Source organism: Streptomyces sp. NPDC058525, from assembly GCF_042719495.1.
GTDB lineage: Bacteria > Actinomycetota > Actinomycetes > Streptomycetales > Streptomycetaceae > Streptomyces.
Genome location: NZ_JBHXNP010000116.1, coordinates 15,101 through 27,442, shown reverse-complemented (window position 1 = coordinate 27,442; position 12,342 = coordinate 15,101). Strand labels below are relative to the sequence as shown.

Sequence of the window (12,342 nt, the reverse complement as noted above, 5' to 3'; positions counted from 1 at the left end):
AAACAGCGCCGGGGGGGGGGCCCCCCCCCCCGGGGGGGGTTCCCCCTCTCCCCCGCGGCCCACCGCCCCCCCCCGGGCGCCCGGGCGGCGCGTTAGGCCGGACGGTAGCCGCGGGCGCGCACCAGGTCCCGGAGGAGTTCGGTGAAGGCGCGGGCCGCCGCGCTCTCGTAGGCGCTGTCCCGGCGCAGCAGGGTGACGGTGCGCGGCGGGAGGGCGGGGTCGAGCGGGACGGGCCGCAGGTGCGGATGGTCGTCGGTGACGGCGTCGGGCAGGACGGTGGCCAGCGGTGTGCTCCGGACGATCTCGGTGAGGGCCTGGACGGAGTTCGCCTCCACCGCGACGTGCGGCCGCACCCCGTGCGCGGCGAAGTAGGCGTCGACGTGGCCGCGCGTGGCGAAGTCCCCGCTGAGCAGGGCCAGTCGGCGCTGCGCCAGGTCCCGTACGGGGAGCGCCTCGCCCGCGCCCGGGTGGTCCGGGCCGGCGGCCGCGGCCGTGACCAGGCCGAGGGTCTCGGTGAACAGCGGGGCCGCGGCGATGCCCGGCAGGTGCGGCCCGTGGAAGCCGAGGCCGAGGTCGTGCTCGTCGGCGAGCAGTCCGGCTTCGATGCGGTCCTGCGGCATTTCGCGGACGTCGAGGGTGATGCCGGGGTGGGCGGCGTGGAGTTCCGCGGTGAGGGGGCCCACGAGGTACGCGGTGAAGGTGGGGGTGAGGGCGAGGCGCAGGTGGCCGCGGGAGAGGTCGGCCAGGTCCGTGACGGCCCGCTCGGCCGCCGCCAGGTCGCGCAGCGCGCCGCGCGCGTAGTGCACGTAGGTGGCGCCCGCGTCCGTGAGCCGAACGGCGCGGCCGGTGCGGTCCAACAGCTGCGCTCCCACGGTGCGTTCGAGCTGCTTGACCTGCTGGGACAGGGTGGGCTGGGAGATCCGCAGCTCCTCGGCGGCGCGGGTGAAGCTGCCGTGTTCGGCGACGGCGATCAGATAGCGCAGGTGACGCAGTTCCAGGGCCATGCAGCAACTATAGATGGCATCGATAGGAGAGATGGATAGTACGTCTTGGACACAATAGATGCAGCTCATGCATGGTGGAACACGTCAAGCCCCACGGGGCGCATCCCACTTCGGGGAGTGACCATGCACGATCTTTCCGACGGCGTCGCACGCTTCCAGCAGGAGGTGTTCCCGGCCAAGGCCCGCCTCTTCGCGGACCTGGCCGAGGCGCACCGGCCCGCGACGCTGTTCATCGGCTGCTCGGACGCCCGGGTGGTGCCGGAGCTCATCACCCAGAGCGAGCCGGGCGAGCTGTTCGTCATCCGCACCGCCGGGAACCTGGTGCCGGCCTACGGGCCCGGCACGGACGGGGTGACGGCGAGCATCGAGTACGCCGTGGCCGTTCTCGGCGTCTCCGGCATCGTGGTGTGCGGGCACTCGGCCTGCGGGGCGATGACCGCCCTGGCCGAGGGCACGGACCTGAGCGGCGCCGCCTCGGTCGCGGGCTGGCTGCGGCACGCGGACGCCTCGCTCGCCCGGACGGCGGGCACGGGGCCGGGCCGGGTGGCCGCGCTGATCCGCGAGAACGTACGCGCCCAGCTGGCGAACCTGGCCACACATCCCTCGGTGGCCCGCGCCACGGCCGCCGGGAGGCTCAGCCTCCGCGGCTGGGTCTACGACATCCCCACGGGCGCGGTCGCCGAGGTGACCGGCCCCACGGCCGCCGCGGCCCGCTGAGCCCGCCCCCTCCCCCTCCCCATCCCGAACACCCCACTCCCCCCACCCGTTTCCGGAAGGACACCCCCATGCCGCACGCCCAGTTCGACCCCGCCGCCCGCCAGGCCCTCGCCGTGGCCGCCGTGGACGCGAAGGCCCGCAAGGACCTCACCTGGCAGCAGCTCGCCGACTCCACCGGACTGTCGGTCGCCTTCGTCACCGCCGCCCTGCTCGGCCAGCACCCGCTGCCCGAGGCCGCGGCCAGGTCGGTCTGCGAGCTGCTGGGTCTCGACGAGGACGCGGTCCTGCTCCTGCAGACCATCCCGACCCGCGGCTCGCTGCCCGGCACCGTCCCGACCGACCCCACGGTCTACCGGTTCCACGAGATGCTCCAGGTGTACGGAACCACCCTGAAGGCCCTGGTCCACGAGCAGTTCGGGGACGGCATCATCAGCGCGATCAACTTCCGGCTGGACGTCCGCAAGGTGGCCGATCCCGAGGGCGGGGAGCGTGCCGTGATCACCCTGGACGGCAAGTACCTGCCGACGAAGCCCTTCTGACCGGGCTCCGTGCCACAACGTCAGAGAGCCTCTCGCCGGCCGGGCGAGAGGCTCTGTGACGTGAGGACCGGTGCCCGTCCCGGCGGCCGCGGGGCCGCCGCACGCCTGGGGGTCGGATCCGCGGATCCGGGTGGAACAAGCCGGGGCCCCGTGGGCACTCGCGCGGGCGTCGGAGGCCCCGGCTCGCAGAGGGGACTGCGTCAGCTGCCGGCCGACAGGTTGCCCGACAGGACCGGGATGTTGCTGAGGATGTGCGAGAGCGGCTCGTCACCCTTGGCCTGGGTGGAGTTCTCGGTGCACTGCTGGTTCATCGGGTTGGACAGGACGTTGATGTCCTGGACGCCGACGTTGACGAAGGCGAGGATCGACTGGGCGTTGACCTTGGCCGGCAGGCCGATGCAGGGCTTGTTCAGGGTGCCCTGGACCAGGCCGAGCTGCGGGCTCTGGTCGCCGTGGGTCTTCTGGTTGCCGTAGATCTGCGAAGCGCCGTTGCCGTTCACGGTGTTGATGCCGTTGTCGTTGCCGATGGCCATGGCCGGGGCGGCCATGGCGGCGCCCGCGCCGACGATGGAAGCGGTGGCGGCGGCGGTGGCCATGAACTTCTTGATCATCATTGGTCCTTCTGTTGCACGAGTGCACGGTGGTGAGTGCCTTGATCAACGGCCGGCCGCGCCGAGGGTTGCGGGAGTTCACCCGATCAGCCCCCCGAAGGACCTGGGGGGGCAGGCTGCCGCACGGCGCCGCCGTGCCCCGCACGGGGCACGGCGCCATCTCGGCCGCGGTTACGCGGCGGGCACGACCGATGCGCGTATCGCCGCGGCCCACTCCGCGAGGAGCATGGCGTGCCGTACGCGCTCGGCGTCGGACAGGCGGCCTTCGGCGCGGGCGAAGAGGCCGCGGATGTCGGCGTTGATCTCGGCGAGGGGACGCTCGGGGGCCGGGTGGTCAGGGGTCGGGCTCACATGATCAAGAGTAGGCGGTGCCACTGACAACGGTGACCGCCGTCCGGCATGCGGACGGCACTGTCCGTGATCAGGACCCGGTCCCCTGCTCCGGGGCCTCTCCCACCGGGTGGACGACGACGGGATAGTTCGGCGCGCCCTCGGGGATGGGGCAGGCGTAGGCGCGCGCGGCGATTTCGGCCGCCCGGTCGAAGTCGGCCACGTCCACGACCCAGTACCCGGCGAGGACCGCGCTGGTCTCCCCGTAAGGCACGTCGGACACGTGCGGTGTGCCGTCGGCTCCGGCGGTCACCAGGCGGGCCTGGCGCGGTTCGGTGAGCCCCTGGCCGTCGACCCACTCGCCCGACGCGACCAGCTCGGCGTTCAGCGCTTCCATGTGCTCGACCATCGCCTTGAGGTCGTCCGGCGACCAGGCCGGGCTGTCGCCGCTCGCCCGGCCCAGCATGGCGTCGTAGTCGGCCTGCTTGCCCAGGAGCATCAGCATGTACTTCATGGGGTGCCATTCCTTCCGCCCGCTGACAGCGGTCACTCCCATTCCGACACATCGGCGAAGACGGCGCTAGACGGCGCTCCGTTCCGGACACTCCGGGAGATCCCGGTCCGCTTAGGCTGGCTCCATGAAGATCATCGACCTGGAGCCCGGCGACGCGCGGCTGACCGAAGACCTGCTCCCCGTGCTGCTCGAGCTCCGCCCCCACCTGACCGAAGACCTGTTCCGCTCGATCCTCGCGGAGGGGCAGAGCCAGGGCCTGCGCTTCACCGCGGCCTACGACGAGGGCGGTGCGTGCGTCGGCGCCGCGGGCTGGCGGATCGTCGCGAACACCTACCTGGTCCGCAAGCTGTACGTCGACGACCTGGTCACCGCGGCCACCGCCCGATCCACCGGCGTGGGCCGCGCGCTGCTCGCGCACCTCGAGGAGCACGCCAGGGCGGCCGCCTGCACCACGCTCACCCTGGACTCCGGCACCCAGCGGACCGACGCGCACCGCTTCTACTTCCGCGAGCGGATGGCCGTGACCGCCTTCAACTTCGAGAAGCCGCTCACCTGAGCGGCGGGCGCAGGGACAGGGGTAGGGGCAGGGGCAGGGGCTCCGGCGGCGTGACCGAACCGTCTCCGCTCCGATGCCTGACCGGCCTCGTCGGCGCGGTGCCCGCTTGTTAGGTTCCTCCCTCAGCTGACCTGGAGGAGAACCGATTCCCATGCCCCCTTCCGCCGAACGCCGCCGGGCCCTCACCGCCGCGGCAGCGGCCGCCGTGCTGGTGGCGAGCCTGACCGGCCTGACCGGCTGCGGGGACAAGGACGGCGGGACACCGGCGTCGGCGTCCGGGGCCGCCCCCTTCGGGGCCGCCCCGGCTTCGGCCTCCGCGCCGGCGGCTCCGTCCACCCCGCCCGCCTCCTCCGCCTCCCCCTCCGCCCCGGTGTCCCCGTCCGCTCCGCAGGCTCCGGCCCCGTCGGCGGCCCCGACGCGCGCCGCGCCGCCGGCGGCCCCGACCCGGCTGCGGGCGGCGGTCGACACCCGGGGCGGCGGGCTCTCCCTCGTACGCGGCGGCGCCGCGCAGGAGTTCACCGTCACCCTGCGGAACGGGAACTCCGCCGAGTACCGGCATCTGCTGGTCGCCTTCCAGATGGAGTCCCTCGTGGGCGAACCGGGCGACCTGCCGGGCAGCGGGCCGGGCTTCCTCCTGGAGCGCTTCGACCCGGCGTCGGGCACCTGGCGCGCGGCGGCGCTGCGCGTCGCCAACGACCACATGCCCGCGTCGATGTACACCGGCGGCGGCCCGCTCGCCCGGGACGGCGTGCGGACCGAGCGCTACCGGCTGCGGGCGACCGCGGGCGGCCCCACGGGCAGCAGCCCGTTGGTGGTGTCCTTCATCGACACCGACGCCGACCGGCAGGCCGCCTCCCACGTGGTCCTGGCGCACACCACCCGCTGACGGGCTCGCCGAGGGTGAGCGCCGCGGTGCGCCAGGCTGCGGTGACCGCCTCGCGGGCCTGCTCCGTCGCCTCGGGCACCCGGTCGGGCAGGTGCAGCGGCGAGCCGATGTGCACGTGCAGACCGGGCCTGCGCAGCGGAGCGGTCAGGGCTCCGGCGAGCTGCTTGACGCGGCCGCCGGAGCACAGCCGGCGCGCACCGGCCTGGCCCACGGGCACGACGGGGGCGCCCGTCGCCGCGGCGAGCCGGGCCAGGCCGCTGCGGAACGGTCCCGGCGCGGACTCCCCCGCGTCGCGGCGGCCGGGCAGCCCGCCCTCCCCGTAGAGCAGCACGCTGCGGCCCGCGGCGAGGGCGGCGGCCGCCGCGTCGAGCGACTCGGCGGCGCGCCGCGTGCCGCGGTGGACGGCGATGTGCCCTTCGCGCCGCAGCGCGGCCCCGAGCAGCGGCACCCGCCACAGGCCGCCGGTGGCCAGGATGACCGGCTCGATCCCGTACCCGCGCAGTGCGGCGACCACCACCGCGGGATCGGCGAGTGAGGTGTGGTTGGCGACGAGGATGCTGCCCGCGGCGGGCCGCGGCCCGGGGTCGGCGGAGACCGTCAGGGTGCCGAAGGCGGGCACGACGGCGGCGGCGAATCGGCTGAGCATGGACGGCCCCGTTCGGATGGCGCGGTGGTGGTGTGCTCCATCGTCGGCGGCCCTCGCGGCACGGTCATGAGTAGTCGTACTCACCGGGCGTAGGCGACGCGACGCGTGCGTACCCACCCGCCATTCACCCTCACGCGGGTTAATTGCGATGCAGAGTCGATTTCTTGCGTCCGTTCATAGACTTTCTTCCGGCGGAGTCGTAGCCTCCTGCGTTGAGCCGACTCGCCTCCCCCCGCCGATCGAGCCGCAAGGACGTGCCTGCCCATGTCCCAACCGCCGAACAGCCATGCCCCGAGCCCCGGACAGCTCCGCAGGATCAGGCGGCGCGGCGCCGCCGTCTTCCTGGCCCTGTCCCTGACCGCGACCGCCGCGCTGACCGCCCTGACCCTCGGCAGCGCCCCCGCCGCCCACGCCGCGGGCGTGCCCGCTCCCTCGCCGATCGGCATACCGGGCCGCGGCGCCGATGTGCCGTTCACCGAACTGGAGGCGGAGTACGCGCAGTCCAACGGCACCCTGATCGGCCCCGACCGGTACTACGGCCACCTCCCCTCGGAGGCTTCGGGGCGGCAGGCGGTGACACTCAACGCCGTCGGACAGTACGTGGAGTTCACCCTCACCGAACCCGCCAACGCGATGTCCCTGCGCTACAGCCTTCCCGACACGGCCGACGGGAAGGGGCGCGACGCCACCCTCGACGTGCGGGCGGACGGCCAGTCGGTCCGCACCCTGCCGGTGACCTCCAAGTACAGCTGGTACTACGGGGGCTACCCCTTCAACAACAATCCCGGCGACACCAACCCGCACCACTTCTACGACGAGTCCCGGACCCTGCTGGGCGCCACCTACCCGGCCGGTACGAAGATCCGGGTGCAGGTGACCTCGACCGCGCAGTCGCCCACCTTCACCATCGACCTCGCCGACTTCGAGCAGGTGGCCCCGGCCGCCGCCAAGCCGGCCGGGGCGCTGGACGCCGTCGCGGACTTCGGCGCCGACCCCACCGGGGCCACCGATTCCACCGCCAGGATGCAGGCCGCGGCCGATGCCGGACGGGCGCAGGGCCGGGCGGTGTTCGTGCCGCCGGGCAACTACACGCTCTACGACCACGTGGTCGTGGACGGGGTCACCGTCAAGGGCGCGGGACCCTGGTACACGGTCTTCGGCGGACGCGACCCCGTGAACCGCAACCGGGCCGCCGGGTTCTACGGCAAGTACGTCCCCGGCGGCGGCTACACCGGACCGGTGCGGCCGCACGAGGCGAACGGGCCGAGCAGGAACGTCACCCTGAAGGACTTCGCGATCATCGGCGACATCCGCGAGCGGATCGACGACGACCAGGTGAACGCCATCGGCGGCGCGATGTCCGACTCGACCGTGGACAACGTCTGGGTGCAGCACGTCAAGGTCGCCGCGTGGATGGACGGTCCGATGGACCGCTTCACCATCAAGAACAGCCGTTTCCTCGACATGACGGCCGATGGCGTGATTCCACACGGGTGTCACGAATTCTCGCGTCACCAACACCTTCGTGCGCAACGCCGGTGACGACGGACTGGCCTCCTGGCCGCAGGACAAGCCGAACGTCAACATCAGCTTCGACCACAACACGGTGGTCCTGCCGATCCTGGCCAACAACATCGTCACGTACGGCGGCAAGGACTTCACCATCTCGGACAACGTCATGTCCGACACCGTCAGCAACGGCGGAGGACTGCACATCGCCAACCGCTACCCGGGGGTCAGCTCCGGGAAGGGCACCGCGGTCGCGGGCACCATCACCGCGGCCCGCAACACCCTGATACGGGCCGGGAACAGCGACTTCAACTGGAACTTCGGCGTCGGCGCGATCTGGTTCTCCGGGCTGAACGAGCCGGTGCAGGGCGCGGCCATCAACATCTCCGACACCGACGTGCTCGACTCCTCCTACGCCGCGGTCCACGCGATCGAGGGCGCCGTCAGCGGGGTCAGCCTCACGAACGTGAACATCGACGGCGCCGGCACGTACGCCATCCAGGCGCAGTCGGCCCTCGCGATGAAGTTCACCAACGTCACGGCGAAGCACATCGCGCAGGCCGCGACCCCGATCCACAACTGCATCGGCACCGGCCTGCAGATCACGGACGGCGGCGGCAACTCCGGCTGGAACACCGGGCAGACCTGCTCCGGCACCTGGCCCGACCCGGTGTGGACCAACGGCGGCGTGCCCGGCGGCGGCACCCCTCCGCCGACCACGCCTCCCACCACCCCGCCCACCACTCCCCCGACGACCCCGCCGCCCACCACCCCGCCGAACGGCAACCTGGCGCAGGGCCGGCCCGCCACCGCCTCCTCCTCGGTGCAGTCGTACAGCGCCGCGAACGCGGTGGACGGCAACGCCTCGACCTACTGGGAGAGCAACGGCAACTCCTTCCCGCAGACCCTCACAGTCGACCTCGGCGAGGCGAAGCCGGTCGGCAAGGTCGTGCTGAAGCTGCCGCCTCCGGCGCAGTGGGCGACGCGGACGCAGACCCTGTCGGTGCTCGGCTCCACCGACGGCAGCGCCTGGTCCACGCTGAAGGCGTCCTCGGGCGTCACCTTCGACCCCGCCTCCGGCAACAGCGCGACGCTCGCCTTCGACGCGGCGAGCGTGCGCCACGTCCGGGTGCACGTCACCGGGAACACCGGCTGGGCGGCCGGTCAGGTCTCGGAGTTCGAGGTCTACGCCGCCGACGGCGGTCCGACGACCCCGCCGAGCCCTCCGGCGGGCAGCAACCTCGCCCTGGGGCGGGCCGCTTCGGACACCGGCCACAGCCAGGGGTACACGGCCGCCCACGCCACCGACGGCCAGGCGGGCACGTACTGGGAAAGCTCCAACAACGCCTTCCCGCAGTCCCTGACCGTTGACCTCGGTGCCGAGCGGACGGTGGGCCGACTGGTGCTCAGGCTCCCCGCCGCGTGGGGCGGCCGCACCCAGACGCTCTCGGTGCTCGGCTCCGGCGACGGCGCCGGGTGGTCCACGCTGAAGGCGTCCGCCGCGTACGCGTTCGCCGAGGGGGTCAACACCGTCACCATCCCCCTGCCGGCGACGGCCGGAGTCCGCCACCTGCGGCTCACGTTCACGGCGAACACGGGCTGGCCGGCGGGGCAGGTGTCGGAACTGGAGGCGTACTCCTCGTAAACACCGCGCTGAATATGACCAAACGGTCACAGCATGGAGCCGGTGGAACGCGCCGGGCTCCCCCGGCATCTAGCACATCGGCGCGGCCCCACGGAGGGCCGCGCCGGTCGTGTTGGCAAGACCGGCGACAGCCGGGTACGAGGGCAAGGCGGGGCTGGGATGAAGGCGACAACGGTGGCGGGCGGTTCCCCGGACAATCCGGAGACCGAAGAGACGAATGCCCCGACTTCGGGCCCCGTCCCGACCGAGACCACCCCGGAGACGGAGCCCGCAGCCGAGGCCGCGACGGCGACGGAGCCCGCAGCCGAGGCCGCCCCGGAGGCGGAGCCCGCAGCCGAGGCCGCGACGGCGACGGCCACGCCCGCCCCGCGGACCGAGACCAACCCCGACGTGACAGCCAAGCCCGAGCACAAGGCCACGGCGAAGCCCGCCCCGGAGGCCGAGGCGGAGGCCGGGGCCCAGAACAAGGCCTACCCGAAGGCCGATCCGCAGGACAAGGCAGAGCCCGCAGCCGAAGCCAAGCCGGAGGCACCGGCCGAAGCCGAGTCGGAGCCTTCGCCCAAGGCCTCGGCAGATCCCGAGCCCGCGGGCAAGGCGAACGCCGAGCCCGCGGCCGCCCCCAGGCCCGAAACCACGCCCGAGGCCGACACCGAGCCCGCACCCGAAGCCGGGACCGAGGCCGCGCCCCAAAACTCGGGCACCGCTGACACCCTCGGAGCCGACCCCGTCGCCAAGGCCGCCCCAGAACCTTCGGGCAACACCGACACGCTCCGGGCCAAGCCCAGTCCCGCCGCCGCACCCGAAGCCGCGCCCCAAAGCCCGGGCAGCGCCGACAACCTCGGAACCGATCCCAGGGCCAAGCCCGCCCCGGAACCCTCGGGCAACACCGACACGCTCCAGGCCGAGCCCAGTCCCGCCGCCGCACCCGAGGCCGCGCCGCACAGCTCGGGCAACGCCGACAGACTCGGCGCCGACCCGAGGACGAAGCCCGCACCCGAGCCCACCGGCGACGCCGACGCGCCCCAGGCCGAGTCCCGGACCGCACCCGGTCCCGAAGCCGAACCCAAGCCCACCCGTGGTACTGCCACGCCTCAGGCCAACCCCCGGACCGCGTCCGCACCCGCACCCACTCCCGAAGCCGGAACCAAGCCCGCATCCGAGCCCGCCACCGGCAACGCAGACGCGTCCGGGTCCCGGCCGAAGGCCAAGCCCGCACCCGAGCCCGCCACCGGCAACGCCGACGCATCCGGGTCCCGGCCGAAGGCCAAGCCCGCACCCGAACCCGCCACCCGCGACGCCGACGCATCCGGGTCCCGGCCGAAGGCCAAGCCCGCACCCGAACCCGCCACCGGCAACGCCGACGCATCCGGGTCCCGGCCGAAGGCCCAGCCCGCACCCGAACCCGCCACCCGCGACGCAGACGCGTCCGGGTCCCGGCCGAAGGCCCAGCCCGCACCCGAACCCGCCACCCGCGACGCAGACGCGTCCGGGTCCCGGCCGAAGGCCCAGCCCGCACCCGAACCCGCCACCGGCAACGCCGACGTGTCCGGGTCCGGGCCCAAGGCCAAGCCGGAAGGGCCCGCCGGTCCCGCCGCCGAGCCCCGGCACGGCCGCGGGACCGGCCCGTCCGAGGGGCCGGCGGGAGCCGGTATGGCCCGGCGGGCGCCCTCGTGGGCGCAGGGGGCCGAGAGCGACTCCGAGCGGACGAGCCAGTTCATCGCGCTCAAGCCGCTGGACACCCCGACGCCCACCCAGGCCCCGGCATCCGCCCCCACCCCCACCCCCGCCCCGATCCCGGCCAGAACCACCAGCCCGACGGCACCCCCGCCCACCGCAACCCCCGCGGGAGCGACCCCGGCCGGAGCCACCAGCCCGACGGCACCCCCGCCCACCGCAACCCCCGCGGGAGCGGGTTCCGCCCCCGTCCCCCTCGAGCTCCTGGCCGAGCTCACCAACACCGCGCCCCCGCCGGAGACCCCGCGCCGCACCGCCCTGCGGCGCGTCAAGATCTGGACCCCGATCCTCCTGGTCCTCGCCGGCGGGGTCGTCGGCGCGCAGCTGCTGCGCCCGCTGCCCGCCCCGAAGATCGTCGCGGCCGAGTCCGGCCACACCATCGCCGGGCAGCTGTCCATCCCCTGGCCCGCCAAGGGCCAGGGCGCCATCCGCGTGCCCGGCTCCGGCGACATCGGCACCTTCGGCGAGCAGAAGCCCGTACCGACCGCCAGCGTCGCGAAGGTCATGACCGCCTACGTCATCCTCAAGAACCACCCGCTGAAGAAGACCGACCCCGGCCCCTCGATCAAGATCGACGCGAAGACCGTGGCGGACGGCACCTCCGAGAACGAGTCCCGCATCGTCGGACTCACCGCCGGCACCGAGTTCAGCCAGCAGGACATGCTCAAGATGCTGATGATCCCCTCCGGCAACAACGTCGCCCGCCTGCTGGCCCGTTGGGACACCGGCAGCGACTCGGAAGCGGCGTTCGTCGAGAAGATGAACGCCGCCGCCAAGGAGCTCGGCATGACGAACACCGTCTACACCGACCCCAGCGGCCTGGACGCCGGCACCGTCAGCACCGCCACCGACCAGCTGAAGCTCGCCGAAGCCGTGATGAAGGACGAGGTGTTCCGCTCGATCGTGGCCATGCCCAGCGCCCCGATCACAGGCCTGAAGACGCCGCTCGACAACAACAACGACCTGCTCAACTCCAGCATCAGGGGAATCAAGACCGGCTCGAGCACTCCCGCCGGCGGGGCCCTGATGTGGGCGGCGTACAAGTCGGTGGGCGACGAGACCCCGCTGATCGTCGGCACGCTGATGGACCAGCGCGTCGACGGTCCGGACGAGAACGCCGTGAAGAGCCTGAAGCTGGCCCTGGACAACAGCAAGAAGATCATCGAGGCGGTACGGACGGCCCTCGCGTCGGCTCCGGTGATCCGCAAGGGCGACACCGTCGGCTACGTGGACGACGGACTCGGCGGCCGTACGCCGCTGGTGGCCGCCAAGGACCTCAACGTGATCGGCGTACCGGGCCAGCAGCTGAAGCTGACCTTGAAGCCGGGCGCCTCGCCGCTGCCGCACACCGCCAAGTCCGGCACCGAGGTCGCCGTCCTGACGGCGGGCGAGGGCGAGGGGGCCAAGAGCGTGCCGGTGGCGGTCGGGAGCGAGCTCGCCGAGCCCTCGTTCGGGACCCGGCTCACCCGCCTGGGATAGGGGCCCCTACCCGCCGGTGCCGCACCGGCACCGGCGGACCACAGCAGACGGCCGGGGCCCCGGGGATGCCCCCGGGGCCCGCCCGGTGCGCCGGGCAAGGGGAAGCGGGGGACCCAATACCGGGGGACCCGGGGGCCGGGCGGGGCCCAGGGGCCCCCCCCACCGGCGGGCC

General features: G+C 73.5%; 11 protein-coding genes and 1 pseudogene. 7 read left to right on the top strand and 5 right to left on the bottom strand.

The window, feature by feature from the left end; genetic code table 11:
- Positions 1-92: 92 nt before the first annotated feature.
- Positions 93-1,004 (bottom strand): transcriptional regulator CynR, encoded by a 912-nt coding sequence (cynR, locus tag ACFWP3_RS36020; protein WP_384229734.1) that lies wholly within the window; start codon positions 1,002-1,004, stop codon positions 93-95.
- 123 nt (positions 1,005-1,127) lie between these two features.
- Between cynR and ACFWP3_RS36015 the strand changes: the two genes are divergently transcribed.
- Both ACFWP3_RS36015 and cynS read left to right on the top strand, forming a co-directional pair.
- A complete protein-coding gene (locus tag ACFWP3_RS36015) occupies positions 1,128-1,721 on the top strand; it encodes a carbonic anhydrase (RefSeq protein WP_384229731.1) in 594 nt (197 codons plus the stop codon).
- A 68-nt stretch (positions 1,722-1,789) separates the two neighbouring features.
- Entirely contained in the window at positions 1,790-2,260 is a 471-nt protein-coding gene (cynS, locus tag ACFWP3_RS36010) for a cyanase (RefSeq protein ID WP_384229729.1), read from the top strand.
- A gap of 200 nt (positions 2,261-2,460) precedes the next feature.
- Here the strand turns inward: cynS and ACFWP3_RS36005 are convergent, their stop codons facing one another.
- The 3 genes from ACFWP3_RS36005 to ACFWP3_RS35995 form a co-directional block, all read right to left on the bottom strand.
- Positions 2,461-2,871, bottom strand: a complete 411-nt coding sequence (locus ACFWP3_RS36005; RefSeq protein ID WP_384229727.1) for a rodlin — start codon at positions 2,869-2,871, stop codon at positions 2,461-2,463.
- 171 nt (positions 2,872-3,042) lie between these two features.
- Positions 3,043-3,222, bottom strand: coding sequence for a hypothetical protein (locus tag ACFWP3_RS36000; protein ID WP_384229724.1), 180 nt, complete (start codon positions 3,220-3,222; stop codon positions 3,043-3,045).
- Between the two features lie 70 nt (positions 3,223-3,292).
- On the bottom strand, positions 3,293-3,715 hold the full coding sequence (locus ACFWP3_RS35995; protein WP_384229722.1) for a YciI family protein: 423 nt from the start codon (positions 3,713-3,715) through the stop codon (positions 3,293-3,295).
- 124 nt (positions 3,716-3,839) lie between these two features.
- Here ACFWP3_RS35995 and ACFWP3_RS35990 point away from each other — a divergent pair, with 124 nt between their 5' ends.
- Entirely contained in the window at positions 3,840-4,271 is a 432-nt protein-coding gene (locus ACFWP3_RS35990) for a GNAT family N-acetyltransferase (RefSeq protein WP_384229719.1), read from the top strand.
- 151 nt (positions 4,272-4,422) lie between these two features.
- Positions 4,423-5,157, top strand: coding sequence for a hypothetical protein (locus tag ACFWP3_RS35985; RefSeq protein WP_384229717.1), 735 nt, complete (start codon positions 4,423-4,425; stop codon positions 5,155-5,157).
- On the opposite strand, the gene ACFWP3_RS35980 is transcribed toward ACFWP3_RS35985, so the two are convergent.
- Positions 5,093-5,803, bottom strand: coding sequence for a lysophospholipid acyltransferase family protein (locus tag ACFWP3_RS35980; protein ID WP_384229715.1), 711 nt, complete (start codon positions 5,801-5,803; stop codon positions 5,093-5,095). The two genes, ACFWP3_RS35985 and ACFWP3_RS35980, sit on opposite strands and share 65 nt — an antisense overlap.
- Positions 5,804-6,067: 264 nt before the next feature.
- Here ACFWP3_RS35980 and ACFWP3_RS35975 point away from each other — a divergent pair.
- The 3 genes and pseudogenes from ACFWP3_RS35975 to ACFWP3_RS35965 all read left to right on the top strand — a co-directional run.
- Positions 6,068-8,507: pseudogene (locus ACFWP3_RS35975) on the top strand (discoidin domain-containing protein); the annotation flags it as partial.
- Between the two features lie 51 nt (positions 8,508-8,558).
- A complete protein-coding gene (locus tag ACFWP3_RS35970; protein WP_384229738.1) occupies positions 8,559-8,957 on the top strand; it encodes a discoidin domain-containing protein in 399 nt (132 codons plus the stop codon).
- 159 nt (positions 8,958-9,116) lie between these two features.
- Entirely contained in the window at positions 9,117-12,170 is a 3,054-nt protein-coding gene (locus ACFWP3_RS35965) for a serine hydrolase (protein WP_384229712.1), read from the top strand.
- The last annotated feature ends 172 nt before the right edge of the window (positions 12,171-12,342 follow it).